The following is a 24,794-nucleotide window of genomic DNA, read 5'->3' on the forward strand; positions in this document are numbered from 1 at the left end:
CGCGGCCCCGTCCCTATCCGGCCGTCGGCAGCAGCACCGAGGAGTCCGGTTCCGGGCCGGTGCCGAAACCGCCGACGACGGCGAAGCGCTCCAGGTCGACGACGGCCACGCTGTTGGTGCCCAGTTGGGACACGTACGCCAGTGGTCTGTGGGGGTGGAAGGAGACGGCCGCCGGGATGCCGTCGAGTCTCAGTGAGCGGATCGGGCGGAGCGCCGTGCTGTAGAGGGTGAGGGTGTTGGCGGCGATGTCCGTCGCCAGCAGCCGGTCCTCGTCGACGGTGTAGACGCGCAGCGGGTCGCCGCCCACCTTCCGGCTCCGCTGGACCCTCATGGTCCGCGCGTCGACGGCGACCAGGGCGGAACTCTTGCGTGCGCCGACGAACAGGGTCCTCTCGTCGCGGCTGAGGCAGCTGCTCTCGGGCAGCTGACCGGGGGTCACCACGAGCGGCGGGGCGGAGGCGTCGTGGGGGCGCACGAGGCTCACCGTGTGGGACAGGAGGCCGGTGACATAGGCGCGTTCGCCGTCCCTGCTGAGGGTGAACAGGTGGGTCTTCACACCGTGCGCGGGGACCGCTCGCGTCGGTGCCACGTCGGTCGACGGTGTGTCGAAGCCGAGCAGCATCGCCTTCTCCTCGCTGAGCGCGTAGAGGCGGTCGCGGTCGTCGATGCCCATGCCGTGGACGCGGTTGAACGGCCGGGTGTCGATCGTCCTCGCGAGCGTCCGCTCGGCGAGGTCGACGACGAAGACCGCGGCGCCGCCCTCGCCGGCCGTCGCGGACATGCGCACCCCGTAGTGTCCGACGTACGCGAATCGCCGGTGGGAGTCGACGACCATCTCGTGCGGGTAGTCGGGCAGGGCCACCTTCCGCAGCAGCCGGCCCGACGGTGTCTCGTAGAAGCCGACCGCGTGGCCGCTCTTCTCCACGACCGCCAGCACGTCGCTCCCCGGGTCGCCGGCGGCCGGCATCGCCACACCGGACGCCAGTGCCCCGGCGCCCGCCGCCATGATCACCGCGCGACGTGTCGCCACAGTCCTTCACCCCGTCCTCTGGGAGGTCACCGCCGGTCGCGCGAGGCACCACGGCACCACGCGTACGTCAACGAGCCTGCTGTGCACGGAGGTTGAGGTCAACCGGCTTGCGCGGCGTGTCCCCGGTCAGCCGCTGGAGGCCGACGCCGCGGCAGCCGTGTTCTGGCGGTGCTGGAGCGAGACGGCCACCAGGCCGGTGAAGATCTGGAGGGAGAGCGGCACGTCGGTGAGTTCGGCGGTCAGGCCGGTGCCGAAGCCGCTGCGCCGGAACTCGCCCAGGACGCGCGTGCCCTGGACCAGCCGCCGGTTTCCGCGCAGGGACTGGCGGGTCAGCTCGTACTCGCCGCCCTCACCCGTGACGACCCACCGGCGGCCGGACCGGTGTGCCTCGGCGCGGACCGTGTCCCCCGCCAACATCTCGAAGGACCGGCCCCACTTGCCGGAGCGCAGCTCGAAGGTCTCACCGGCCACCTCGACCCGTCCGCCGGACTTCCAGGCGTGGGCGGACCATCGCGCGACGGGCGCGCCGTCCGACAGGATGCGGTACGTGCGCCCGAAGGCGCGTTCCCGTTTGATCTCCAGCATGCGGCACTCCCCTGGCGGGTCGTCGGTGTGCGGGTGGTCGCGAGTGTGGTCCGGCATCCGTCGCCTTCCCGGAGAGCGATCAGGAATGCGGCGCGTCCCCGGCGACTTGCCCCTGACACTGGTGTCAGGTTTTAGCGTAGGGGGCGTCGGCGTTCGCCGATCATGTGCACCGTCCGAGACCCGGCCGTACCCGGCCGTCAGGAGAGGCAGAACGTCATGCGCGCAGTCCGCTTTCACGAGTACGGCGGTGTGGAGACCCTGGTGGTCGAGGAGGTGCCGGAACCGCACGCCGGGCCGGGCGAGGTCCGGATCCGCGTCGCGGCGGCCGGGGTCAATCCCGTCGACTGGAAGGTGCGGGCCGGCGCGGTGCGGGAGGTGCTCCCCGTGGACCTGCCGGCGATTCCCGGGCGGGACGCCGCCGGTGTGGTCGACGAGACCGGCGAAGGTGTGCGGGGTGTGGCCGTCGGCGACCGGGTCTTCGGGCTGGGCGGTGTCACCGGGGCGACGGCGGAGCTGGCCGTGCTGTCGGCCTGGGCCCCGGCGCCGGACGCCTGGACCGACGAGGAGGCCGCCGGCGCCGGACTGGCGTCCGTGACCGCGCTGGGCGGGCTGAACGCGCTGGGGCCCCTGCGGGGGCGCACGCTTCTCGTGGAGGGCGCCGCCGGCGGGGTGGGCAGTGCGGCGGTCGAGATCGCGGTGGCCCGGGGTGCCACGGTGATCGGGACGGCCGGCGAGCGCAACCACGCCTTCCTCACCTCTCTCGGAGCCGTCCCCACCACCTACGGAACCGGTCTCGCCGAACGCCTGGCCTCCCTGGCTCCGGCCGGCGTCGACCTGGTGCTCGACACCGCGGCCTCCGGTTCGCTGCCCGACCTCGTCGCGATCGTCGGCGACCCGGCGCGCGTGGTGACGGTCGCCGACCACGTCAACGCGCGGCGGCTGGGCGTGCGGGCGGCCAACGCGGAGAACGACCCCGCGCTCCTCGCCGAGGCGGCCGAACTGGGCCGGCAGGGCCGCTACACGCCGCGTGTCGAGCGGACGTACTCCGTCGAGGACATCGCGCAGGCGCACGCCCACGTCGAGCGCGGACACACCCGGGGGAAGCTCGTGGTGCGCGTCTGAGCCTCCCCAACGGCCACCGCCGGCGCCGTTCGCGTCAGGCGGAGGCGTTCGCGGTCAGGTGGTCGCCGGGGATGCCGGACTTCTCCGGCCGGTAGAAGTCCCGGATCCCGTCCGCCCAGGTGGTCACCCGGATACGGTCGTCCCCGTCCGGTCCGAAGGCGTCGAACAGGGCCTCGATGTTGGGCCGCCGGAAGCCGATGGCCAGCATCAGTGCGACGAACTCGGGCCGGGCGACGAGGCCGTCACCCTCCGGGTCCCCCATCGCCGCGAGTGCCTCCGCGAACTCGTCGACGGCGGCCCCGAAGCGCTGGGGGTTGAGGACGACGGAGTCGAACTCCTCGGGGCTGATCCGCCCGTCGCCGTTGGCGTCCAGCTCGGTCAGGAGCGTGTCACCGTAGCGGTGGAAGGACGCGGCGAGCCGGTCCTTCACGGCGTCGCCGGCCGCCGGTACGGCCGCCACGACGCGGTCGCTCATCAGCTCGAAGTCGGCCGGCTCCAGGTAGCCGTTCCCGTCGGCGTCGAAGAGGGAGAAGACCAGCTGGACACGGTCCGTCGCCTCGCTGGTGGGCGTCATGGTGCACCTCGAACTTTCCGGGTGGAGTACTGCCGTGGGTGCGCGCCGGCTCCGCGGCCGGCGGCTCGTCCACTATCGGGCCGGCGGGACGGTCGCGGTGGCGAAGGCCGTCCCGTGCACACGATTGGGCGTATCCCTCCCGCCGACGCGTCGGACGCCGCCGCACGGGGAAGCGCGGCGTCCCGGTGGACGCCGCGCCCGTTGTGCCCTGTGCGCTCTCCGTGCGCCGCTGATCAGACGAAGGCGCTCTCCCCGGTGATCGCCTTGCCGACGATCAGGGTGTTCATCTCCCGGGTGCCTTCGAAGGAGTAGATGGCCTCGGCGTCCGCGAAGAACCGGGCCACGTCGTAGTCCAGCACGATGCCGTTGCCTCCGAATATCTCCCGCGCCCAGGCCACCACCTCCCGCATCCGAGCGGTCACGTGGGCTTTGGCCAGGGAGGAGTGCTCGTCGCGGAAGGTGCCCGCGTCCTGCAGGCGGGCGAGCTGGAGCAGCAGCCCCCAGCTGGAGGTGATGTTGGCCAGGCTCTTCACCAGGAGGTCCTGGACGAGCTGGAAGCCCGCCAGGGGCCTGCCGAACTGCTCCCGCTCGGTGGCGTAGCGCAGCGCCAGTTCATAGGCGCCGATCATGACGCCGAGGGCCTGCCAGGCGACGCCGCTGCGCGTGGCCCGCAGGATCTCCGCGACGTCGCGGAAGGACGACACGTTCTGGAGGCGGTCGGTCTCGGGCACCCGTACGCCGGTGAGTTCGACGTCCGCGTTCTCCACGATGCGCAGCGATGTCTTGTGCTCGATCCGCGTGGCCTCGAAGCCCGGCGTCCCCCGCCCGACCACGAATCCCTTGACCTGGTCGTCGTCCACGTCACGGGCCCACACCACGACGTGGTCGGCGAAGGTGGCGTTGCCGATCCAGCGCTTCTCGCCGTCGAGCACCCAGGTGTCGCCGTCGCGGCGGGCGGTGGTGTGCATGCCCGCCGCGATGTCGGAGCCGTCGAGCGGTTCGGTCAGCGCGAACGCCCCGACCGTCTCCATGGTCGCCATGCCGGGCAGCCACCGGTCGCGCTGCTCCTGGTCGCCGCCGGACTGGATGGCGTACATCGCCAGTCCGTTGTGGACGCCGAAGAAGGTGGCCACGGAGGCGTCGACGCGGCTCATCTCCATGGCCATCATGCCGGTCAGCAAGTGGGAGGCGGCGGGGCCGGGTTCGCCGTATCCCTCGTAGGGCAGGCCGACCAGTCCGCTCTCGCGGAAGCGGTCGATCAGCTCTCTGGGGAACGTCCCCTCGGCCCAGTGCGCGGCGACCAGGGGCTGGACCTCCTCGCGCATGAACGCCCGTGTCCTCGCCAGGACCTTGCGTTCCTCCTCCGACAGGGCGCCCTCGAAGTCGTAGAAGTCGGCCGGGTTCTGCTGCGTCGTGAGTGAACTCATGGGGCCCTTCTTCCACGCTCGCGCCGTGGCAAGCCCCCGGCCGATCACGGTGTGGGCCCTCCTACCGGCGGTGTTTCACCGCAAAGACCCACCGGTTGCCCGCCAGTGCGTCGTTCCGCTCGGGCAGTGGGCCGCGTCCGTGCCTGCGGGTGAAGTCGAAGGGCGTGCCGACGGAGGTCGTCCAGCCCCTGCCCGTCAGGTCGCCGGCGGAGTCGGGGCGCGGCTCGCGGCTGAACAGATCCAGGAGGTCGATGCCGATCTGCCGGCGCGTGGCGGTGTAGAGGGGGCTGTCGCGGTAGGCCATCAGGTCCTTCTCCAGTTTGGCCTCGTAGGCCAGCGCGCTGCCAGCCGCGCTCAGGCGGTCCACCGTGTCGACGAGGTAGGTCTCGGCGGCGCGGGGCAGGTAGAAGAGCAGTCCCTCGGCCAGCCAGACGGTCGGTGCTTCGGGGTCGAAGCCCGCGTCGGTCAGCGCACCGACCCAGTCGTCGCGCAGGTCGACGGGGAGGGGCACGCGGGTCGTGAGCGGTGCGGCGGACACGCCCGCGAGCACCTGGTGCTTGAAGTCGAGGACACCGCCCCGGTCGATCTCGAACACCACGCAGCCGGGCGGCCAGTCGAGGCGGAAGGCCCGCGCGTCCAGCCCCGCGCCGAGCAGCACGACTTGGCGGACCCCGCCGGTGCGCACCGTGTCGAGGACGAAGTCGTCGAGGACGCGGGTCCGCAGGCCGAAGTAGCGCGCGAACCGCCCCCACAGCGGGTCCGCGTCCGCGTCCGGAACCTGTTCCGGGCGGACCGGCCAGCCGGCGGACGCGGGGGCGGCGAGCACGAAGTGCTCCGCGTAGGCGTCCTGGGCCAGGCTGTCGGGCCGGTGGGTCTCGAGCGCCCGGGCCGCGGCGACCAGGAGGGCGGTCAGACCGACCCCTCCTGCCACCCCGTCCACACCGGTGTCCTGCTGTGCCGTATGGGTCATGCGTCATGTCCCCCGATCGGTTCCGGGATGAGTACGGGTTTGACGACGCGGCCCGCGTCGCAGTCCTGTTCGGCCTCGTTGATGTCGGCGAGCGGGTAGGTGCGGATCAGCTGGTCGAAGGGGAAGCGCCCGGCCTGCCAGAGGGCGGTCAGCCGGGGGATCAGCAGTGCGGGCACGGCGTCGCCCTCGCAGATGTGGGAGATGCGGCGGCCCCGGTCGAGTGTTCCGGGTTCGAGGGGCAGGGTGGTGTGCAGCCGCGCCACCAGGCCGAGGCGGCCGGTGGGGCGCAGGCCGTGGAGGGCGCCGTTGATCAGCTCGGCCGAGGCGGTGGTGTCCAGGGCGTAGTGGGCTCCGCCGCCGGTCAGTCGTCGGATGCGGTCGCCGAGGCCGGGCGACGCGGCGGACACGGGGATGGCGTGGAAGCGTTCGGCGAGGTCCAGCCGTTCCGGGTGCCGGTCGACGGCGACGGTCACCGCGCCGGCGGCGCCGGCCGCCATCACGGCCGCGAGGCCGACCGCCCCGGCGCCGAGGACCACGAGGGTGTCGCCGGGGCCGGCGGCGAAGGAGTTGAGGACCGCGCCGGCGCCGGTGAGGAACCCGCAGCCGAGCGGTCCGAGCAGGTGGAGCGGCAGCGCCGGGTCGACCCGGACGGCGTTGCGGGCCGGGACGGCCGCGTACTCGGCGAAGGAGGACTGGCCGAACCAGCGTGGGGCGAGTGCGGCGCCGGCGGCGTCGGTGAACCGGGCGGCGTTCTCGGGGCGTCCGCCGTGGAGGTTGAGGGCGGCGAACGAGTCGCAGTAGGCGGGGGCGGCGCCGACGCAGTTTCGGCAGTGCCCGCAGGAGTCGAAGCTCAGCACGACGTGGTCGCCGGGATCCAGGCCGGTGACCGCTTCGCCCCTCTCCACGACGACGCCGGCACCCTCGTGACCGAGGACGGCCGGCAGGGGGGAGCGGCCGGCGGAGTGCCGTACCGCGAGGTCGGTCCGGCACAGGCCGCAGCCCGCGATCCGGACCAGGACCTCGTCGGCGGCGGGGGCCTCGTCCAGCGCCACCTCCTCGACGGCGAACGGTTTCCCGTACGAGCGCAGTACGGCCGCGCGGAATCTCACGTCAGGCCTCCTCCAGGCGGTGCACGACGAACGGCCTGAGGTTCCCGTAGAGGCCCCACGGTCCGCCGGAGACGCCTACGCCGCTGTCCTTGATTCCCGCGAAGGGCTGGGCGAGGGACAGCTCGGCGTGGTGGTTGACCCACGCCGTCCCGCACTCCAGCCGGCCGGCCACGGCCTCGGCCCGGTCGGCGTCGGTCCCCCAGACCGAGCCGCCGAGCCCGAAGCGGGTGCCGTTGGCGGCTTCGACGGCTTCGTCGAGGCTTTCGTACGGCAGGACCGGCAGGACGGGGCCGAACTGCTCCTCGGTCACCACCGGGCTGCCGACCGGTACGTCCGTCAGGATCGTCGGGGCGAAGAAGTACCCCGGCCGGTCCAGCCGGTGGCCGCCGGCGGCGGCCCGGGCGCCGTCCGCGAGGGCGCGGGCGGTGAGGTGCGCGACGCGGGCCAGTTGCGCCGCGTTGTTGAGGGGGCCGAGTTGCGAGGCCGGGTCGAGTCCGGGGCCCACGACCGCGGTCCTCGCCCGGTGGGCGAGGGCCTCCACGACCAGGGAGTGGAGGCGGGCCGGGGCGTAGACGCGCTTGACCGCCATGCAGACCTGTCCGCAGTTGCGGAAGGCCGCCTCGAACAGGCGGTCCGCGATCTTCTCCACGTCGACGTCGTCCAGCAGTACGGCGGCGTCGTTGCCGCCGAGTTCCAGGGTGACTCGGGCCAGGGAGGCCGCCGCGCCCCTGGCGACGGCGCGTCCGGTGGGGGCCGAGCCGGTGAAGGTCACGTGCCGGATCCCCGGGTGCGAGGCGAGGCGCTCCCCCAGGGGCTCGCGGCCGGTGACGACGGTCAGGACACCCTCCGGCAGGGCGGCGGAGACGACGGACGCCAGCAGGCGGGTGGCGAGGGGCGTGTACGGGGAGGGCTTGAGGACGACCGTGTTGCCCGCGGCGAGTGCCGGCGCGCATTTCGCCGAGGCGAGTTGCAGCGGGAAGTTCCACGGGACGATCGCGGCGACCGGGCCGAGCGGCCGCCAGCGCAGCTCGCTGCGTACCGGCCGGCCGTCCGTGATCGGGCGGGTCGGGTCGCCGGGGTCGGCGAAGTGGCGGAGCCGGGCGGCCGTGCGGGCCACTTCCGCGTGCGACTCGGCCAGGGGTTTGCCCTGCTCGCGGGTGAGCAGGGCGGCGAGGTCGGGGCCGGCCGCCTCGACGGCGTCCGCGGCGGCGAGCAGCGCGGCCGTACGGGCGGCCGGGTCCGCGCGCCAGCCGTGCCAGGCCGTGTGCGCGCGGTCGACCACGGAGTCCAGGTCGTCCGGGTGCCGGTCCGGTGCCTCGTCGAAGGGCTCGCCCGTCGACGGGTCGACGACGGGGAAGTATCCGCTGCGGGTCTCCGGGTGGCGTCCTCGGGTCTCTGTCGCCATGGTGGCGGTCAGCTCGCCGCGGGGACGGTGACCGTGTGTTCGCGGACGTGCCGGTCCATCTCCGCCCGGAAGGCGGCCACCAGGTGCGGCTGGACGCGGCCCGCGTTGCGGTCGCCGCCCTCGCAGACCGCCCCGCGTACGCCGACGATGTCCGTGCCGATGCGGGCCAGGTCGCCCAGGTCGCCGGTCTTGACGCTGCCCGCCAGCGCGGCCAGGAGGCCGGCGTCGTGGGCGCGCCGGACGAACTCCCCGCAGACGTCGGGCGGGAGGTGGTCGAACAGCCGCGTCCCGTCCTTGACGGCGGTGTCGAGCATGGCGGCGTCGGAGCCGGAGCGGCGGGCGATGTCGGGCAGGGCGAGCGGGTTGACGCAGCCGATCCGATGGGCGTCGGCGTAGCCGGAGGCGACGACGAAGGCGTCCGGCCGGTGGTCCTTCACGGCGCGGACGACGCCCTGCATGACGTCGACGGCCTGCTCGGGCGTGGAGCATCCGTAGAGGCCGACCTTGATGTAGGTGGCGCCGGAGACGACCGCCCCGAGCGCGGCCTGGGCGACCGTGCCGGGCTTGTAGGGGACGTCGCCGACGGTGGCGGAGAGCGGCTTGTCGGCCGGTATCGCCGCCCGGATCTCCCGGATGACCCACGGGAAGTTGGCGCCGAGCGAGCCCTCGTCGGGCTTCTTGACGTCGACGATGTCGAGGTGTTCGGCCGCCTTGGCGCAGTCGAGGGCCTCGTCGACTCCGTCCGGAGAGATGAGAAGCAGCAAGGTGGTGTCCTTCCCTGCGTGGCCCGCCTGCCGAGGGCGGGTGCGCGGATTCGCCTGGTGCACGTGCGGTCCGCACATCATTTACGCGGGTGACGCGGGCCCGGCAGGGCGCGCAGGGGGACGAATGGGGCGTTGCCGCGGGACCCCCGCGCCCGGCGCAGTGCGCCGTCCGCGCTGGTCCGGGCGCGCGCGGTCAGATGTCGCGCCGCTCCAGCGGCTTGGTCGCCGGGCCCTCGATCACCTTGCCGTCGGTGTCGAAGCGGGAGCCGTGGCAGGGGCACTCCCAGGCGCGTTCGGCGGCGTTGAAGGCGACCAGGCAGCCGAGGTGGGTGCAGCGCGGGGAGAGGGCGTGGAGCGTGCCGGCCTCGTCGCGGTAGACCGCGAGGCGGTCGCCGCCGGCCCTGACCACCGCGCCCTCGCCGGGCGGCAGCGCGTCCACCGGGGGTGCGGGCCGCAGCCGGTCGCCGACGAAGTGGCCGGCGACCTCGGCCTGCGCCTTGAGCAGCGTGGGCGCCTCGCGCACCGCCGTGCGCAGTCGGCGGGGGTCGTACAGCCCGGCCCACGCGCACTCCTCACCGGTGATCCAGGCGGTGAGCAGCCGGCCCGCCATGATGCCGCCGCTCAGCCCCCAGCCGCCGAAGCCGGTGGCGACGTAGGTGTGCTGTGCGCCGGGATGCAGGGGGCCCACCATCGGCACGGTGTCGGAGGGGTCGATGTCCTGCGTGGCCCAGGCGTGGGTGAGGCCGGCGCCGGGAAAGTGCTCGCCGGCCCACGCGGACAGGCGCTCGAAGCGTTCCCGGGTGTCGCCCGTGCCGGGCGTGAAGTGCTCGCCGGTGACGATGAGCAGCCTGCGTCCCTCGTCGTCCAGCGGCGCGGTGCGGACCGAGCGGGTGTTCTCCTCCGGCGTGATGTACATGCCGTCGACGTCGCGGGCGGCCTCGATGCTCCCGGCGACGACCAGTTCGCGGCGCGGGGCGAGACGGGCGAAGAGCAGGGCCCGGTCGAACACCGGGTAGTGGGTGGCGACCACGACGTCCCGGGCGGTGACGGTCGCGCCCGCGCCGGTGGAGACGCGGCAGGGGGTGCCGCCGTCCAGCCCGTGCACGGGCGTGTTCTCGAAGATCCGCCCGCCCCGCGCCTCCAGGTCCTCGGCGAGGGCCAGCAGGTACTTGCGGGGGTGGAACTGCGCCTGGCCCCGCACGCGGACGGCGCCCGCGACGGGGAACGGCAGCCCCGTCTCCGTCACGAAGGACGCCGGCAGGCCCGCGTCCGCCGCGGCGGCCGCCTCGGCCCGCAGTTCGTCCGCGCGGCCCGGATCGCGGACGTACGTGTAGGCGTCGCGGGTCTCCCAGTCGCAGTCGACGCCTAGGTCGGTGACGATGCCGGCGGCGTGTTCGATGGCCTCGGACTGGGAGCGGGCGTACAGGCGGGCGCCCTCGGGGCCGCGGGTGCGGCGCAGCTTGTCGTAGACGAGGGTGTGCAGGGCGGTCAGCTTCGCGCTGGTGTGGCCGGTGACGCCGGCGGCGACGCGCCCGGCCTCCAGTACCGCGACTCGGCGGCCCGCCCGTGTCAGCTCCCAGGCCGCGCTGAGCCCGGCGATGCCGGCACCGATCACGACGACGTCGGTCTCCAGATCCCCGTCGAGGGCGGGACGCGGCGCACCACCGGGGGCCGTCTGCAGCCAGTACGAGCCGTTGACCTGCGCGTTCTCCGTCATGCCGGCCGGGTACCCCGATGCGGCGGCTTCACTGACGGGCTTGCGGCGCCCCGGGCGCCGGCCGGGCGTCAGGGAGTGAGAGGCCGGCCCGGCGGCCATGCCGGTACTCGGGCCGGGTGTGCGGGTGTGAGGCATTTGAGCGGGGCTACTCGCCCTCCAGGGGTTGAGCAGACAGCCCCGAGTTCCTCGGGGCCTTCGGGCCCCGGGGAACCCGAGACCGCTTCGCGTGCGCCCTCCGATGGTGCGCGCGGGCCTCCTGTGCTGCGATGGGCCCCAGTACGTGACGCGGGGGCGGCTGCCGAGCGGGAGGGAGCTGGCCGTGGACGTGGGCCGTGACGCCGGGGCCCGGGCGATGCTCGCCGGGCTGCTGGACGCGGGCCACCTCATGCCGGTCGACGCGCTGCCGGACACGGTGTGCACGCACGCGCGTGCCGCGGGCTTCACCGACGTACTCGTCTACGTCTCGGACCTCGGGCACCAGAGCCTGCACCTGCTGACCGGGCCGGACGGGCCGCCGCGAGGAGCCGAGCGGGAGTTCCGCATCGAGGGCACCTCGCCCGGGCGGGCCTACCAGCGGGGGCGGCTCACCTCCGCCGCGCCTCAGGACGATCCCGGCACCGACTGGTGGGTGCCCCTGGTGGACGGCACCGAGCGGCTCGGGCTGCTGCGCCTGCGTTCGGCGCACGACGACGCCCGCGCCCGCGAGGACGCGGACCGCCTCGCGGCGCTCGTGGCGCTGCTGATCACCACCAAACGCACCTCCAGCGACACACTGGCCCGGCTGCTGCGGACCGAGCCCATGAACATCGCGGCGGAGATGGCGTGGAACCTGATGCCGCCGCGCACCTACGCCGACGGGCGGGTCGTCATCTCCGCCGTGATGGAGCCGACTTACCAGATCAGCGGAGACGTCTACGAGTACGCCCTGGACGGGCCGCTGGTGCATCTGACGCTGTTCGACGCCATGGGCCACGACAACGCGGCCGGCCTGTGCGGAGCGCTGGCGCTGGGTGCCTGCCGCAACGCCCGCCGTCAGGGTGCCGGCCTGGCCGCCAAGGGCGCCGCGGTGGAGGCCGCCCTCGTCGAGCAGTACGGCCACCGCAGGTACGTCACCGGCATCCTCGCCACCCTCGACACCCGCACGGGGGAGCTGAGCTGGGTCAACCGCGGCCACCACCCGCCCATCGTCATCCGCGGCAACCGCTGGGTCAGTCACCTGCAGTGCCCGCCGGCCCACCCCATGGGCACCGACCTGAACCTGGCCGACGCCGTCTGCCGGGAACAGCTCCAGCCGGGCGACCGCGTCGTCCTCTACACCGACGGCATCACCGACGCCCGGCGCCACGACGACAGCGAGTTCGGCGTGGAGCGCTTCACCGACTTCCTCATCCGCCACCACGCCGACGGCCTGCCGGTCCCGGAGACGCTGCGCCGCCTGATGCAGGCCGTCCTCGACTACCACGACGGGCAACTCCAGGACGACGCCACGGTGTTGATGTGCGAGTGGCTCGGCGACACCGTGCGGGACACCGAGTCGGCGGCGGACCTGACGGGGCTGCCGCTCCACGGGTTCCCGTCCGCGCCGGACATCACCGTCGACTCCGGCACCGGGACGCCGTGACGGGCCCACTGCGCTCCGACGTGCGGATGATGCAGTATGAAAAGAGACGAATATGCGATTTGAGGGGTCTTATGCCAGACCGCGACGACGCCGAGACCGAGACGTTCGAGCAGGAGTGGGACGACGAGGAGGAGGCGGAGACCGGTGCCGGGCACGACGGTGACCCGGACGTGCTCCTCGACGTGCCGGAGCTGCACGTCGAGGAGATCAGCCTGCACGTGGAGGACCTGCAGGCCAGGGTGTCCCTGCGGGCGGAGGTGCTCGACCTCCTCAAGCTGAACGTCGGGGCCGACGTGTCGCTCGGCCGGGTGGAACTCGACATCAAGGGCGTTCAGGCACAGGCCCTGCTCAAGGTCCGGCTGGACAACGTCGCCGAGATGGTCGGCAGGGTCCTGTCCACGGTCGACGCCAATCCGCAGATCCTCGAACAGCTGACGTCGGGCCTCGATGCCGCGGCCGAGAGCCTGGGCAGCGGCGCGGGCCGGGTCGCGGGCGAGCTGGCGGAAGGTGCCGGGGACGCGGTCCGGGACGTCGGCGAGAGCACCGGGAAGACGGTCCGGGACCTCGGCGAGAGCACCGGGAAGACGGTCCGGGACGTCGGCGAGAGCACCGGGAAGACGGTCCGGGACGTCGGCGACGACGCCGGTGAGGCCGGCGGGAAGGCGTCGCGGCGCACTGCCGAGGGGGCCTCGCCGGAGTCCGGGCGCGGGAGCGGCAGGGCCGGGCGGACGGTGCAGCGGGGCAGAACCGCGCGCGGCCGGGAACGGCAGCACGGCAAGCCGCCGTGAAGGGCTCCCGACGTCGAGGCGCGTTCCGTCGTGGAGGCCGACCGGCCGGACCGCCCCGGACCCGGTGACGGGACTGGTGACGGGATCTCGGCCCGCGGTCCCGCCGGGCACCGCCGGAAGGTCTCCCGCGCCGTGCGCCGCTCACTCCTTGACGCGGACGGCCAGGAGGGCGATGTCGTCGGGCGCGGTCGGCCCCGCGACGGTGTCGACCAGGTGTGACAGGAGCGCCGGGAGATCGTCGCGGCGGTGGGTGTTCAGGACCCTGGCGGCGCGGTCGGTGAGCGCGTCGAGGTCGGCGCCCCTGCGCTCGACGAGGCCGTCGGTGTAGAGCAGCAGCAGCGTGCCGGGGGCGAGGACCCGCCGGTGGGACGTGCGCGGGGACGGGTCGAGGCCGGGGTGGATGAGGGTGCCGTGGTCGTGGAGGAGTTCGGTGGTGCCGTCGGGGAGGGCCAGCAGCGGCGGGGGGTGACCGGCGTTGGTCCAGGTCAGTTCCCAGGTCTCGGCGTCGGGCGGCGGGCACGGGCGCAGGTGCGTGTGGACGAGGGTGCCGCTGGAGCCGATGAGCAGTTCGCGGTTGGCGTGCTCCAGGGCCCGCACGATGTGGGCGGGGTCCTTTCCCGGGTGGTCGAGGTCGGCCTGGCGGAGCATGCTGCGGGTCTGGCCCATGAGGGTGGCGGCGTGCATGTCGTGGCCGGTGATGTCGCCGATGGTGAGCGCGACCGTGGCGGAGTCCTCCCCGCGGTCCGGTACCGGGGGCAGGATGTACAGGTCGTACCAGTCGCCGCCGACCATGTCGGCCTGGGCGGCGGGTCGGTAGAGGGCGGCGCTGTCCAGGCCGTCGACGGTGGGAAGGTCGGTGAGCATGGCCTCCTGGAGCTGGTGGGCCACGTGGACGCGGTCGTCGACGAAGAGGGCGCGTTCGACGGCGCGGGCGGTGTATCCGGCCAGCGAGGCGAGCACGGCCTGCTCCAGCACGTCGATCTCGTAGGGGTGGGCCCAGCCGAGGACGAGGGTGCCGAGCGAGCTGACGGTGCCGGGCAGCGGAACGCACACCGCCGTGTGCAGGCCGAGCTGCCCGAAGGCGGCGACCGCGTCCGGCCCGTACTGCTCGGCCAGTTCCTCCGGGCTGTGCACGATGACGGTGCGCTTCTCGCGTGCCGCCCGGGCGGTGGGCCAGGCCGAGTCGATCGAGTAGGTCTCGTAGGAGTACTCCACGGGAGCGACGCCGGTCCGGTCGATCAGCCGGCGCATGCGCCGCCGCTCGGCGAGGACCAGACCGACGTAGTGCGGCTTGAGGTCGCCGCTGACCAGTTCCCGCACGCGTTGGCGGACCTCGCTGAGACCGGTGGTGTCCGCCAGCGCGTCCGCGGCGCGCAACAGCAGCTGCGAGCGTTTGAGTGCCGTCCGGGTCCGCTGCTGCATCACGTCGGCCCGCTCACGGGCCCGGGCCTCCCCCCGGCGCGCGAGCTCGCGCTGGCTGGAGGCGATGCGCAGGCGCAGCTCGGCGCTGCACGCGGCCGCGAGGTCGCGCAGCGCCGCCAGGTCCTCGTCGCTCCAGCGCCGGGGCCGGGTGTCGATGGCGCACAGCGAGCCCAGTACCCGCCCGGCGTCATCCGTGAGCGGCATGCCCGCGTAGCCGAGCACTCCGAGGTCGCCGATGGCCGGGCTCGCCGCCGTCCGCTCGTCCGCGCGGGTGTCCCCCACGGTGAAGGGCTCGCCGCTCGCGACGACGTGGTGGCACAACGAGTGGGACAGGGGGGTCTGCCGTGTCCGCGCCCACGGTTCGCTCAGCCCGACCATGCCGGGAAAGACCTGGCGGGCGTCCTCCAGCATGGACACCAGCGCCACCGGTACGCCGAGCATGCGGGAGACGAGGCGGGCGAAGCGGTCCATGTCGGCGTCCGCGACGGCGGTCAGGCCGGTGTCGCGTACCGCCTGGAGCCGGTCGGCGTCGCCGACCACCTCGTCCTCCGGGCTCGCCACCGGCGCCTCCCCGACTCGTCCGGGCCCACCGGCCGCTGGGTCCGGCTCACGCCAACGGTAGTCCACACGTGCCCGGCCCGGCTTGCCGTCGGCCGGGCCGGGGTGCCGGTCAGGTGGCCTCTCCGCCGCCCGGACCCGTCTCCTTCGTCCGCGGCGAGGCCTGCTGCAGGCGGTCGATCATCCGCGACGCGTCCGCCTTCGTCAGGTTCTCGGGGACCTCTTCGCCCGCCTCCCGGGCCAGCGTCCGGAGATAGCTGAGCTGCGGGCCGGTCGCGGGTTCCTCACCGGTGGCCCAGTCCTGCACGTTCTTCCTCGGATCCGTTTCGCTCATGCCACCCCGACTACCCGCGCGCTCCGGGTCGACGCCGGGTGACGCCGACCCGGCGCCGGTGCCCCCGTTCCGGGGCCGCGATGCGGGGAACCCGGCTGTCGGCCCGGTCCACGCGGCCGGGCCCGGGCGCCGGACCCCGCCCGGTCCGCCGTCCTGCCGAACCTCGCATCCCTGGGAAGCGGCCATGAACGACGTCAAGCCTTTCGCCCTGGTCACGGGCGCCTCCAGCGGTATCGGCCTGGAACTGGCGAGGCAGCTCGCCGAGCGGGGATACGACCTGATCGTCAACGCCGAGGACGAGGCCGGACTCGAGCGGGCGGCGCGGAGCATCCGGGAGGCGGGGACGCTCGTCCACACCGTCCCCGCCGACCTGCGGTTCCCCGAGCACACCGAGGCTCTCTACGCCGCGGTCGGCGCCACCGGCCGTCCGCTCGACGTCGCCGTCCTCAACGCCGGTGTGGGACGGGGCGGCGCCTTCGTCGACACCGACCTCGCGGACGAGCTGGAGATCGTGGACCTCAACGTCCGGTCCACCGTCCACCTGGCGAAACTCGTCCTGCGCGACATGGCGGCCCGCGACGCCGGGCGGGTCCTCGTCACGTCCTCGATCGCGTCGACGATGCCGGGCTCCTTCCAGGCGGTCTACAACGCGTCGAAGTCGTTCCTCCAGTCCTTCACCCAGGCACTGGGCAACGAGTTCGAGGGCACCGGCGTCACCCTGACGTCGCTGATGCCCGGCCCCACCGAGACCGACTTCTTCCACCGCGCCGGCATGGACGACACGCCGGTCGGCCGGCAGGACAAGGACGACCCGGCGCAGGTGGCGCGGCAGGGACTGGACGCGCTCTTCGCCGGCAGGGACAAGGTCACCGCGGGATCCGCCAAAACCAAGGCGCAGGGTCTGGCGAACAAGGTGCTGCCCGACAGGCTCAAGGCCGAGGCCCACCGCAGGATGGCCGAGCCCGACTCGGGCGAAGGGGCCTGAGGCACGGCCCGGACGGGGCTGGCGGGCGGCGCACCACGTTTTCCGCTCACCGGCCCGGATACCCAGCCGGTCTCCGGGATCAGTGAGGGAGCGAACTCGCATGGCCAGTACGAAGGTGTCCGACTACGTCCTGAAGCGGCTGCGCGACTGGGACGTCGAGCATGTCTTCGCCTACGCGGGCGACGGCATCAACGGCCTGCTGGCCGCCTGGGGGCGGGCGGAGAACAGGCCGAGGTTCGTGCAGGCCCGGCACGAGGAGATGGCGGCCTTCCAGGCCGTGGGCTACGCCAAGTTCTCCGGCCGGGTCGGGGTGTGCGCGGCCACCTCGGGACCGGGCGCGATCCATCTGCTGAACGGCCTGTACGACGCGAAACTGGACCACGTTCCGGTGGTGGCCCTGGTCGGGCAGACCAACCGCAGCGCCATGGGCGGCTCCTACCAGCAGGAGGTGGACCTCGCCGCCCTGTACAAGGACGTCGCCTCCGACTTCTGCGAGACGGCGACGGTGCCCGAGCAGCTGCCGAACCTGATCGACCGGGCCTTCCGCACGGCGTACGCCAGGCGCACGGTCACCGCGATCATCATTCCCGCGGACGTCCAGGAGCTGGACTACGAGCCGCCCACGCACGACTTCAAGATGGTGCCCTCCAGCCTCGGCCTGGGGCAGTACGCCCCGGTCCCGGCCGACGAGGACCTGCGGGCGGCCGCCGACGTGCTCAACGCCGGTGAGAAGGTCGCGGTTCTGATCGGCCAGGGTGCCCGCGGGGCACGCGCCGAGGTCGAGCAGCTGGCCGACGTGCTCGGCGCGGGGGTGGCCAAGGCGCTGCTCGGCAAGGACGCGCTCCCCGACGACCTGCCCTACGTCACCGGCTCCATCGGGCTGCTCGGCACCCGTCCCTCCTACGAGCTGATGCAGGAGTGCGACACACTGCTGATGATCGGCTCCAGCTTCCCGTACACGCAGTTCATGCCGGAGCTGGACCAGGCCAGGGCGGTGCAGATCGACATCGACCCGCACATGATCGGCCTGCGCTATCCCTTCGAGGTCAATCTCGTCGGCGACGCCCGCGAGACGCTGCGACGCCTGCTGCCCCGGCTGCACCGCAAGGAGGACCGGGCCTGGCGCGAGGGGATCGAGAAGAACGTCGCGCGCTGGTGGGAGGTCATGCAGCGGCGGGCCGCCGTCAGCGCGGAGCCCGTCAATCCCGAGTACGTCGTCCACGCCCTGGACGGCCGGCTGCCCGAGGACGCGATCCTGAGCGCCGACTCCGGCTCCGCCGCCAACTGGTACGCGCGGCACCTGCGTCTGCGCGGCCGGATGCGGGGTTCCCTGTCCGGCACCCTCGCCACCATGGGCCCCGGCGTGCCGTACGCCATCGGCGCGAAGTTCGCCCACCCCGACCGCCCGGCGATCGCCCTCGTCGGCGACGGGGCCATGCAGATGAACGGCATGATGGAGATGGTCACGGCCGCCAAGTACTACGGCGAGTGGTCCGACCCGCGGCTGATCGTCGCGGTGCTGAACAACGGCGACCTCAACCAGGTCACCTGGGAGATGCGCGCCATGTCCGGCGCCCCGCAGTTCGAGGCGTCGCAGCACATCCCCGACCTGCCCTACGCGGACATCGCCCGGCAGATGGGCCTGGACGGGGTCCGAATGGAGAAGCCGAAGCACGTGGAGGCGGCCTGGGACCGCGCGCTCGCCGCGGACCGGCCCTTCGTCATCGACTTCCGCACCGACCCCGCCGTGCCGCCCGTCCCGCCGCACGCCTCCCTGGACCAGATCGAGGCCGCCGCCTCGGCGGTACTGCACGGCGACAGCGACCGGCAGGGCATGATCAGGCAGGGCCTCAAGGCGAAGGTCCAGGAGATGCTGCCGGGCAGCCGCCACCGTGGTGACCGGCCCGGCGCGGGACCCCGCGACAGCAGTCAGGACAGCGGCTGAGGACCGGGGCGGTCACGCGTCCCGCCCCGCGGGTGACCACGAGTGTGGTGCCGCTGATCCTCGTCGACCGGTGAACTACCGGACCGGGATCACGTTTTCGGTGCCCGGCCGCTCTCGTCTGGGTACGGAACCCGGCAACAACGCCTCGACGAGAGACTGGACATGACTGGACACCACGCCACTCACCATCCGCCGCAACGCGTCGGCGTCGTCGCCGAGTCCATACCGGGAGAGACCCGTGTCGCCGCGACGCCCGCCACGGTCCGCCCGCTCCTCGGCCTCGGTTACGAGGTCGTCGTCGAGTCGGGGGCCGGCACGGCCTCCGGTTTCGCCGACGACGCCTACGCGGAGGCGGGGGCCGGTATCGGCGAGGCCTGGGCCGCCGACGTCGTACTGAAGGTCAACCCGCCGTCGGACGAGGAGATCGCCCTACTGCGCGAGGGTGCGGCGCTGGTGGCGCTGATCTCACCGGCGCAGCGCCCGGAACTGCTGGAGGCGCTGGCGGCCCGGAACGTCACGGTGCTCGCCCTCGACGCGGTGCCGCGCATCTCGCGCGCCCAGTCGATGGACGTCCTCAGTTCCATGGCGAACATCGCCGGCTACCGCGCGGTGATCGAGGCGGCACACGCCTTCGGCCGCTTCTTCACCGGGCAGGTCACCGCCGCGGGCAAGGTGCCGCCCGCGAAGGTCCTCGTCGCCGGGGCCGGGGTCGCGGGGCTCGCCGCCATCGGGGCCGCGTCCAGCCTCGGCGCGGTCGTGCGCGCCACCGACCCGCGCCCCGAAGTCGCCGATCAGGTGCGGTCCCTGGGCGGCGAATACCTGGCGGTGGACGCCTCCCAGGAGGCGAGCACCGACGGCTACGCCAGGGCGACCTCCGCCGACTACGACCGGGCCGCGGCCGAGCTGTACCACGCGCAGGCCCGGGACGTGGACGTCGTCATCACCACGGCCCTCATCCCCGGGCGGCCGGCGCCGCGCCTGCTGACCGCCGCCGACGTGGCGGCGATGAGACCCGGCAGCGTCGTCGTCGACATGGCCGCCGCGCAGGGCGGCAACGTGGAGGGCACCGTCGCGGGCCGGACCGTGGTGACCGACAACGGCGTGACCCTCATCGGCTACACGGACCTGGCCTCCCGGCTCCCGGCCCAGGCCTCCCAGTTGTTCGGCACCAACCTGGTCAACCTGCTCACCCTGGCCACACCCGGCAAGGACGGGCGGTTCGCCGTCGACTTCGACGACGTGGTGCAGCGGGCCGTGACCGTGGTGAGCGAGGGCGCGGTCACCTGGCCTCCCCCGCCGGTCGCCGTCTCGGCCGCGCCGGCCGCGGCCGAGGCGCCGGCGTCGACGGCCGCGTCCGTACCCGCCAGGAAGTCCGGGCTCACCCCGGCCGCGCGCTTCGGACTGATCGGCCTCGGGATGGCGGCGATGTTCCTCCTGATCGCCTTCGCACCGGCCCAACTCGCCGAGAACCTGACGGTGTTCGCGCTGGCGGTGGTCATCGGCTACTACGTCATCGGCAAGGTCCACCACTCCCTGCACACGCCGCTGATGTCGGTGACCAACGCGATCTCGGGGATCGTGGTGATCGGTGCCCTGCTCCAGCTGGGGCACGAGAGCGCCCTCGTCACCGTGCTGTCCTTCGTGGCGATCCTGCTGACCAGCGTGAACATCTTCGGAGGTTTCGCCGTCACCCGCCGCATGCTGTCCATGTTCTCGAGAGGCGAGTCCCGATGACGTCCATGACCGCGTCCCGCGCGGCCGACCTGGTGGCGGCGCTGCTCTTCGTACTCAGCCTGGCCGGCCTGTCCCAGCACCGCACGTCCCGCGCCGGCGTCGTCTACGGCATCGCGGGGATGGCCCTCGCCCTGACCGCCACCGTCGTCGTCGCGTCGCGGAGCGTCTCCGCCGGTCCGGTCGCGCTGATCCTTCTGGCCACGGTGATCGGGGCCGCGATCGGCCTGTGGCGGGCGCGGCGCGTGGAGATGACGCAGATGCCCGAGCTGATCGCGGTGCTGCACAGCTTCGTCGGCCTCGCGGCCGTCCTGGTCGGCTGGAACAGCTACCTGGAGGTCGAGGCGCACGGCTCGCACGGCCGGATCGCCCCCGATCTGGTCGGCATTCACCACGCCGAGGTGTTCATCGGCGTCTTCATCGGCGCGGTCACCTTCACCGGGTCGGTCGTGGCGTACCTGAAGCTGTCCGCCCGCATCAAGTCCCGGCCCCTGACGCTGCCCGGCAAGAACGCCCTCAACCTGGGCGCGCTGGCCCTCTTCCTCGTGCTCACGGTCTGGTTCACCGTCAGCCCGAACCTCCCGCTGATGGTGACGGTGACGGTCCTGGCGCTCGTCCTGGGCTGGCACCTGGTGGCCTCGATCGGCGGCGGCGACATGCCCGTCGTCGTCTCCATGCTCAACAGCTACTCCGGCTGGGCGGCGGCGGCCGCCGGGTTCCTGCTCGACAACAACCTGCTCATCGTGACGGGGGCCCTGGTCGGGTCCTCCGGCGCGTATCTGAGCTACATCATGTGCCAGGCGATGAACCGGTCGTTCCTCTCCGTCATCGCGGGCGGCTTCGGCATCGAGGCCCCGGCGGGCGGTGCCGGGGAGCAGGGTGAGCATCGCGAGGTGCGGGCGCACGAGGCGGCGAGCCTCCTCGCGGGGGCGCGCTCCGTGGTGATCACCCCCGGGTACGGCATGGCCGTGGCGCAGGCGCAGCACCCGGTCGCGGAGCTGACGCGGCGGCTGCGGGAGCGCGGCGTCGAGGTCCGGTTCGGCGTCCACCCCGTCGCGGGGCGCCTGCCAGGGCACATGAACGTGCTGCTGGCCGAGGCGAAGGTGCCGTACGACATCGTCCTGGAGATGGACGAGATCAACGACGACTTCGCGGACACGTCGGTGGTGCTGGTCATCGGCGCGAACGACACGGTCAACCCCTCGGCGATGGACGATCCCGCGAGCCCGATCGCGGGCATGCCCGTGCTGCGGGTCTGGGAGGCGGAGCACGTCGTCGTCTTCAAGCGCTCGATGGCCTCCGGCTACGCGGGGGTGCAGAACCCGCTGTTCTTCCGCGAGAACAGCAGCATGCTCTTCGGCGACGCCAAGCAGAGTGTGGAGGAGATCCTGCAGGCGTTGGGAGCCGGGGAGACGGTCGGGGCGGGGGTGCGCTCGGCTCAGTAGTCCGCGAGTCTTTCCAGCAGGGCCGTGCTCCGTGCCAGCAGTGCCCGTTCCTCATCGTCGAGGCCGGCGTCGATGGCCTGCGCGAGCCAGCCGGCCCTGCGGTTGCGCTCCGCCTCCAGTGCGGCGTGCCCCGCCTCCGACAGCTCGACCAGCGTCTTGCGGCCGTCGGTGGGGTGCGCGCGGCGGGTGACGAGGCCCTTGTCCATGAGCAGGCCGACGGCCCGGGCCATCGACTGGGGGCGCACGCGCTGGTCGGCGGCGAGGTCGCTGGTGGTCAGGGCGCCGACGCGGTCGAGTGCGCCGAGGACGGCGATCTGGCCCAGCGGAATGCTGTCCTCGTGCTTGACGCGTCTGGTCAGCTTGCCCATCGCGGTGCGCAGTTCGGCGGCGATGGCGGCGGCTTCCGAGGTGGGCATAGGTCACTTTACCGCGCTGGCCAGCATTGCTGTGCACCTGACCTGCACAGCAGTACTGCGTAGCGATGCTGCGCAGCACAACTGAACAGCTGAACTTAGCAGCGGAACTGTTCAGCATTGCTGTAGTGTTCGGGTTGCCGGGGTCAGCGCCAGCGTCGTCGCAGCCGGGCCGCGGCACACGACAACGGGAAGGACCTCCCATGTCCGCAACCATGTCCCCAGCCATGTCCGCAGACGCGGCCGAAGGCCTCACCGCGGTCATCGAGACCGTCACCGCGCGTCGGATCATCGACAGCCGGGGCAACCCCACGGTCGAGGTCGACGTCGTACTCGCGGACGGTTCCCTCGGACGCGCCGCCGTTCCCTCCGGCGCCTCCACGGGTGCCCGCGAGGCCGTGGAACTGCGCGACGGGGACTCGGCGCGCTGGCACGGCAAGGGCGTGGACCGGGCGGTGGCCCACGTCAACGGGGAGATCGCGGCGGCCGTGCGCGGCCGGGACGCGGCGGACCAGGCGGGGCTCGACGCCGCGCTGATCGACCTGGACGGCACCGCCGCGAAGTCCCGCCTCGGGGCGAACGCGGTCCTCGGCGTGTCCCTCGCCGCGGCCAAGGCCGCCGCGGCGGCCCACCGCCTGCCGCTCTACCGCCACCTCGGCGGCACCGACGCCCACCTGCTGCCGCTGCCCATGATGAACATCGTCAACGGCGGTGCCCACGCGGACAACCCGCTGGACTTCCAGGAGTTCATGATCGCCCCGGTGGGGGCGGACACCTTCGCCGAGGCCGTACGCATGGGCAGCGAGGTCTTCCACACGCTGCGCCGCGACCTGCTGGCCGCCGGGCACTCGACGGGCGTCGGTGACGAGGGAGGCTTCGCGCCCGCGCTGCGCACCGCGGAGGAGGCGCTCGACTTCGTGATGGCGGCGGTCGAGCGCACCGGCTACCGGCCGGGCACGGACATCGGCCTGGTGATGGATCCGGCGTCGTCGGAGTTCTTCCGCGACGGCGTGTACGACTACGCGGGCGAGGGCGTACGGCGCACCCCGGCCGAGCACGCCGACCACCTGGCCAAGCTCATCGACGCCTACCCCGTCGTCTCCATCGAGGACCCGATGGCGGAGGACGACCTGGACGGCTGGCGCGAGCTGACCGCCCGCGTGGGCGACCGGTGCCAGTTGACCGGGGACGACGTGTTCTGCACCAACGAGGCGCTGCTGCGCGAGGGCATCCGCACCGGCGTAGGCAACTCCGTACTGGTCAAGGTCAACCAGATCGGGACCCTGACCGAGGCTCTGGCGGCGGTGGCCACGGCCCACGAGGCCGGCTGGACGGCCGTGATGTCGCACCGCTCGGGCGAGACGGAGGACACCACGATCGCGGACCTCGCGGTGGCGACCGGCTGCGGTCAGATCAAGACCGGTTCGCTCTCCCGCTCCGACCGGACGGCGAAGTACAACCAACTGATCCGCATCGAAGAGGAGTTGGGTGCGGCGGCTCGCTTCGCGGGCGGCTCCGCGCTGCGGCGGGCATAGGCGGCGGCCGGCCCCGGCGGGCACGGGCGGAAGCCTCGGCGACGCCGTCGCCACGCGGGCCGCCGGGGCGCACCCGCCCCGGCGGCACGGGACTCCCGCCCGGCGGCCGGCGTCAGGCGGCCGGGGCCAGTGGACCGCACATCACGTTGCCGGGCTCGGCCGGGTCGTCGCTGATCCAGAACTGCAGCCACAGCGTCGCGAACTCGGGCCGGCCGAGGTAGCCGTCGCCGTCCTGGTCGAGCCGGTCGAACACGTCCGCCGTCGCCGTGTCCCGCCCGTGCCACGTGTCGATGAGCCGCTGGTGTTCGGCGCGGGAGATGCGTCCGTCGCCGTTCTCGTCCACCGCGTCGAAGATGGTGTCGGCCGTGGCCGTGACGGCCTCGGGCATCGACGGCAGCCGGTCCACCATCGCCATCAGGACGTCCATGTCGACCCGGCCCGCACCCTCCCCCTCCTCGGCGGCGAGGGCCGACAGATGGTGCCACCAGCCCATGAGCACGCCCCGCACCCGCTCCGTCAGCTCCGGTCCGGCGGCGACCCGCGGCAGCCGGCGCCACCGCTCGACGAGCGCCGCGAAGTCCGCCTCCTCCAGAAGGCCGTTGCCGTCGGCGTCGAACGCCTCGAACATCGCCCGGACCTTCGCCCGCTGAAACCCACTGGCCATCTCAAGCCCCCTGTCTCACCTGGTTGAGGACAGGCTGTCCAGTTCCGCGGGCGGGCCAACGGCGCCCTGGATCACCGGCGGCCGGGTCCACGACTCCGCGCGCCGGTTTGAGGGGCCGAGGGCGTCCTGCGCACACACACCCTCGGCGTCGCGGGTGCCACCCCGCCGCAATCCAGCCGATGTTGATCCCCACACCTGATTCCGGAAGGACGGGCGCCCTCCGTCGGAGAGCGCTCTTGGCGGGTCGGCCGGGCACGAACGGACCGGCCGGCGCACCGCCGCACAGAGCGTGCACGGGCGATCACGCGGCACGAGAGCCCCAGCTCAGCACCTGTTGCGGGGCGCGCGGTCGGATTCGGGGGGCGATAAGCGCCGCGCATTCGATCAAGACCTCGGGCCCGGGCCCGGGCGCCGTCGGGAGCGCCCTAAAGCGTGACCGATTAATGGAGGCAACCTCAAAGGTTGAACACAAATTACACACATCCCCTCTTCACACCGAGCCCCGATGGTCTACATTGACCGTGCTTCGACACGAGGCGACCAGTAATGATCTATAGGTCCGGTACTTCGGCAGGTCAGCGTTGCGGCCACGCGCCCTCGGTACCGGACATGGGGATGATCAATTCCTGGGCCCGAAAGGGCACTTGGGT

At 73.0% G+C, this 24,794-nt stretch carries 21 protein-coding genes; 8 read left to right on the top strand and 13 right to left on the bottom strand.

The genetic code is table 11. The features are described from left to right. Positions 1–13: 13 nt before the first annotated feature. Positions 14–1,030 carry a YncE family protein gene (locus IE108_RS08175; protein WP_079163784.1) on the bottom strand — a complete coding sequence of 339 codons (1,017 nt, stop codon included), beginning with the start codon at positions 1,028–1,030 and terminating at the stop codon, positions 14–16. A gap of 126 nt (positions 1,031–1,156) precedes the next feature. Next, a complete protein-coding gene (locus tag IE108_RS08180; protein ID WP_229851711.1) occupies positions 1,157–1,672 on the bottom strand; it encodes a hypothetical protein in 516 nt (171 codons plus the stop codon). A gap of 159 nt (positions 1,673–1,831) precedes the next feature. Between IE108_RS08180 and IE108_RS08185 the strand changes: the two genes are divergently transcribed. After that, positions 1,832–2,737: an NADP-dependent oxidoreductase gene (locus tag IE108_RS08185; RefSeq protein WP_064731521.1), complete on the top strand. Its 906-nt coding sequence runs from the start codon at positions 1,832–1,834 to the stop codon at positions 2,735–2,737. A gap of 34 nt (positions 2,738–2,771) precedes the next feature. Here the strand turns inward: IE108_RS08185 and IE108_RS08190 are convergent, their stop codons facing one another. The 7 genes from IE108_RS08190 to IE108_RS08220 form a co-directional block, all read right to left on the bottom strand. After that, positions 2,772–3,311, bottom strand: a complete 540-nt coding sequence (locus IE108_RS08190; protein ID WP_064731520.1) for an EF-hand domain-containing protein — start codon at positions 3,309–3,311, stop codon at positions 2,772–2,774. Between the two features lie 233 nt (positions 3,312–3,544). After that, the gene (locus IE108_RS08195; protein WP_064731519.1) at positions 3,545–4,738 is read right to left on the bottom strand and encodes an acyl-CoA dehydrogenase family protein; all 1,194 of its coding nucleotides are present in this window, start codon (positions 4,736–4,738) and stop codon (positions 3,545–3,547) included. Positions 4,739–4,799: 61 nt separating this feature from the next. Beyond that, complete coding sequence (locus tag IE108_RS08200; protein ID WP_064731518.1) at positions 4,800–5,708, bottom strand: SAM-dependent methyltransferase; 909 nt, start codon at positions 5,706–5,708, stop codon at positions 4,800–4,802. Further along, entirely contained in the window at positions 5,705–6,817 is a 1,113-nt protein-coding gene (locus IE108_RS08205) for an NAD(P)-dependent alcohol dehydrogenase (RefSeq protein WP_064731517.1), read from the bottom strand. Before IE108_RS08205 ends, IE108_RS08200 begins: the two co-directional genes overlap by 4 nt. Before the next feature lies 1 nt (position 6,818). After that, positions 6,819–8,222, bottom strand: coding sequence for an aldehyde dehydrogenase family protein (locus IE108_RS08210; RefSeq protein WP_064731516.1), 1,404 nt, complete (start codon positions 8,220–8,222; stop codon positions 6,819–6,821). Between the two features lie 8 nt (positions 8,223–8,230). Further along, positions 8,231–8,986: a (5-formylfuran-3-yl)methyl phosphate synthase gene (locus tag IE108_RS08215; RefSeq protein ID WP_064731515.1), complete on the bottom strand. Its 756-nt coding sequence runs from the start codon at positions 8,984–8,986 to the stop codon at positions 8,231–8,233. A gap of 193 nt (positions 8,987–9,179) precedes the next feature. Further along, a complete protein-coding gene (locus IE108_RS08220; RefSeq protein WP_064731514.1) occupies positions 9,180–10,703 on the bottom strand; it encodes an FAD-dependent oxidoreductase in 1,524 nt (507 codons plus the stop codon). 319 nt (positions 10,704–11,022) lie between these two features. Here IE108_RS08220 and IE108_RS08225 point away from each other — a divergent pair, with 319 nt between their 5' ends. Both IE108_RS08225 and IE108_RS08230 read left to right on the top strand, forming a co-directional pair. After that, complete coding sequence (locus IE108_RS08225; RefSeq protein ID WP_229851713.1) at positions 11,023–12,324, top strand: PP2C family protein-serine/threonine phosphatase; 1,302 nt, start codon at positions 11,023–11,025, stop codon at positions 12,322–12,324. A 71-nt stretch (positions 12,325–12,395) separates the two neighbouring features. Further along, positions 12,396–13,112 (top strand): hypothetical protein, encoded by a 717-nt coding sequence (locus tag IE108_RS08230; RefSeq protein WP_064731513.1) that lies wholly within the window; start codon positions 12,396–12,398, stop codon positions 13,110–13,112. A gap of 141 nt (positions 13,113–13,253) precedes the next feature. On the opposite strand, the gene IE108_RS08235 is transcribed toward IE108_RS08230, so the two are convergent. Next, complete coding sequence (locus IE108_RS08235) at positions 13,254–15,095, bottom strand: SpoIIE family protein phosphatase (protein ID WP_064731512.1); 1,842 nt, start codon at positions 15,093–15,095, stop codon at positions 13,254–13,256. Positions 15,096–15,204: 109 nt separating this feature from the next. After that, positions 15,205–15,426 (bottom strand): DUF3072 domain-containing protein, encoded by a 222-nt coding sequence (locus IE108_RS08240; RefSeq protein ID WP_064731511.1) that lies wholly within the window; start codon positions 15,424–15,426, stop codon positions 15,205–15,207. Positions 15,427–15,610: 184 nt separating this feature from the next. Between IE108_RS08240 and IE108_RS08245 the strand changes: the two genes are divergently transcribed. The 4 genes from IE108_RS08245 (at position 15,611) to pntB (ending at position 21,532) form a co-directional block, all read left to right on the top strand. Continuing rightward, positions 15,611–16,411, top strand: a complete 801-nt coding sequence (locus IE108_RS08245; protein ID WP_064731510.1) for an SDR family NAD(P)-dependent oxidoreductase — start codon at positions 15,611–15,613, stop codon at positions 16,409–16,411. Between the two features lie 100 nt (positions 16,412–16,511). Continuing rightward, a complete protein-coding gene (locus IE108_RS08250) occupies positions 16,512–18,356 on the top strand; it encodes a thiamine pyrophosphate-requiring protein (protein ID WP_064731509.1) in 1,845 nt (614 codons plus the stop codon). A 162-nt stretch (positions 18,357–18,518) separates the two neighbouring features. After that, entirely contained in the window at positions 18,519–20,090 is a 1,572-nt protein-coding gene (locus IE108_RS08255; RefSeq protein ID WP_064731508.1) for a Re/Si-specific NAD(P)(+) transhydrogenase subunit alpha, read from the top strand. Further along, the gene (gene pntB / locus IE108_RS08260) at positions 20,087–21,532 is read left to right on the top strand and encodes a Re/Si-specific NAD(P)(+) transhydrogenase subunit beta (protein WP_064731507.1); all 1,446 of its coding nucleotides are present in this window, start codon (positions 20,087–20,089) and stop codon (positions 21,530–21,532) included. The genes IE108_RS08255 and pntB overlap by 4 nt, the downstream gene beginning before the upstream one ends. On the opposite strand, the gene IE108_RS08265 is transcribed toward pntB, so the two are convergent. Then, positions 21,526–21,948, bottom strand: a complete 423-nt coding sequence (locus IE108_RS08265; protein WP_064731506.1) for a MarR family winged helix-turn-helix transcriptional regulator — start codon at positions 21,946–21,948, stop codon at positions 21,526–21,528. The two genes, pntB and IE108_RS08265, sit on opposite strands and share 7 nt — an antisense overlap. A gap of 224 nt (positions 21,949–22,172) precedes the next feature. Here IE108_RS08265 and eno point away from each other — a divergent pair, with 224 nt between their 5' ends. Then, positions 22,173–23,480, top strand: a complete 1,308-nt coding sequence (eno, locus tag IE108_RS08270) for a phosphopyruvate hydratase (RefSeq protein WP_079163783.1) — start codon at positions 22,173–22,175, stop codon at positions 23,478–23,480. A 112-nt stretch (positions 23,481–23,592) separates the two neighbouring features. Here the strand turns inward: eno and IE108_RS08275 are convergent, their stop codons facing one another. Further along, the gene (locus tag IE108_RS08275; RefSeq protein WP_064731504.1) at positions 23,593–24,144 is read right to left on the bottom strand and encodes an EF-hand domain-containing protein; all 552 of its coding nucleotides are present in this window, start codon (positions 24,142–24,144) and stop codon (positions 23,593–23,595) included. Positions 24,145–24,794: the final 650 nt, after the last annotated feature.

Origin of the sequence: Streptomyces parvulus (genome assembly GCF_014648855.1) — a bacterium.
Classification (GTDB): Bacteria; Actinomycetota; Actinomycetes; order Streptomycetales; family Streptomycetaceae; genus Streptomyces; species Streptomyces parvulus.

Bases quoted from the DNA above. Each gene is read 5' to 3' on its own strand.
- IE108_RS08180 (WP_229851711.1), bottom strand. From the start codon at position 1,672: ATGCCGGACCACACTCGCGACCACCCGCACACCGACGACCCGCCAGGG.
- IE108_RS08185 (WP_064731521.1), top strand. From the start codon at position 1,832: ATGCGCGCAGTCCGCTTTCACGAGTACGGCGGTGTGGAGACCCTGGTG.
- IE108_RS08190 (WP_064731520.1), bottom strand. From the start codon at position 3,311: ATGACGCCCACCAGCGAGGCGACGGACCGTGTCCAGCTGGTCTTCTCC.
- IE108_RS08195 (WP_064731519.1), bottom strand. From the start codon at position 4,738: ATGAGTTCACTCACGACGCAGCAGAACCCGGCCGACTTCTACGACTTC.
- IE108_RS08200 (WP_064731518.1), bottom strand. From the start codon at position 5,708: ATGACCCATACGGCACAGCAGGACACCGGTGTGGACGGGGTGGCAGGA.
- IE108_RS08210 (WP_064731516.1), bottom strand. From the start codon at position 8,222: ATGGCGACAGAGACCCGAGGACGCCACCCGGAGACCCGCAGCGGATAC.
- IE108_RS08220 (WP_064731514.1), bottom strand. From the start codon at position 10,703: ATGACGGAGAACGCGCAGGTCAACGGCTCGTACTGGCTGCAGACGGCC.
- IE108_RS08230 (WP_064731513.1), top strand. From the start codon at position 12,396: ATGCCAGACCGCGACGACGCCGAGACCGAGACGTTCGAGCAGGAGTGG.
- IE108_RS08240 (WP_064731511.1), bottom strand. From the start codon at position 15,426: ATGAGCGAAACGGATCCGAGGAAGAACGTGCAGGACTGGGCCACCGGT.
- IE108_RS08245 (WP_064731510.1), top strand. From the start codon at position 15,611: ATGAACGACGTCAAGCCTTTCGCCCTGGTCACGGGCGCCTCCAGCGGT.
- IE108_RS08250 (WP_064731509.1), top strand. From the start codon at position 16,512: ATGGCCAGTACGAAGGTGTCCGACTACGTCCTGAAGCGGCTGCGCGAC.
- IE108_RS08255 (WP_064731508.1), top strand. From the start codon at position 18,519: ATGACTGGACACCACGCCACTCACCATCCGCCGCAACGCGTCGGCGTC.
- pntB (WP_064731507.1), top strand. From the start codon at position 20,087: ATGACGTCCATGACCGCGTCCCGCGCGGCCGACCTGGTGGCGGCGCTG.
- IE108_RS08265 (WP_064731506.1), bottom strand. From the start codon at position 21,948: ATGCCCACCTCGGAAGCCGCCGCCATCGCCGCCGAACTGCGCACCGCG.
- eno (WP_079163783.1), top strand. From the start codon at position 22,173: ATGTCCGCAGACGCGGCCGAAGGCCTCACCGCGGTCATCGAGACCGTC.
- IE108_RS08275 (WP_064731504.1), bottom strand. From the start codon at position 24,144: ATGGCCAGTGGGTTTCAGCGGGCGAAGGTCCGGGCGATGTTCGAGGCG.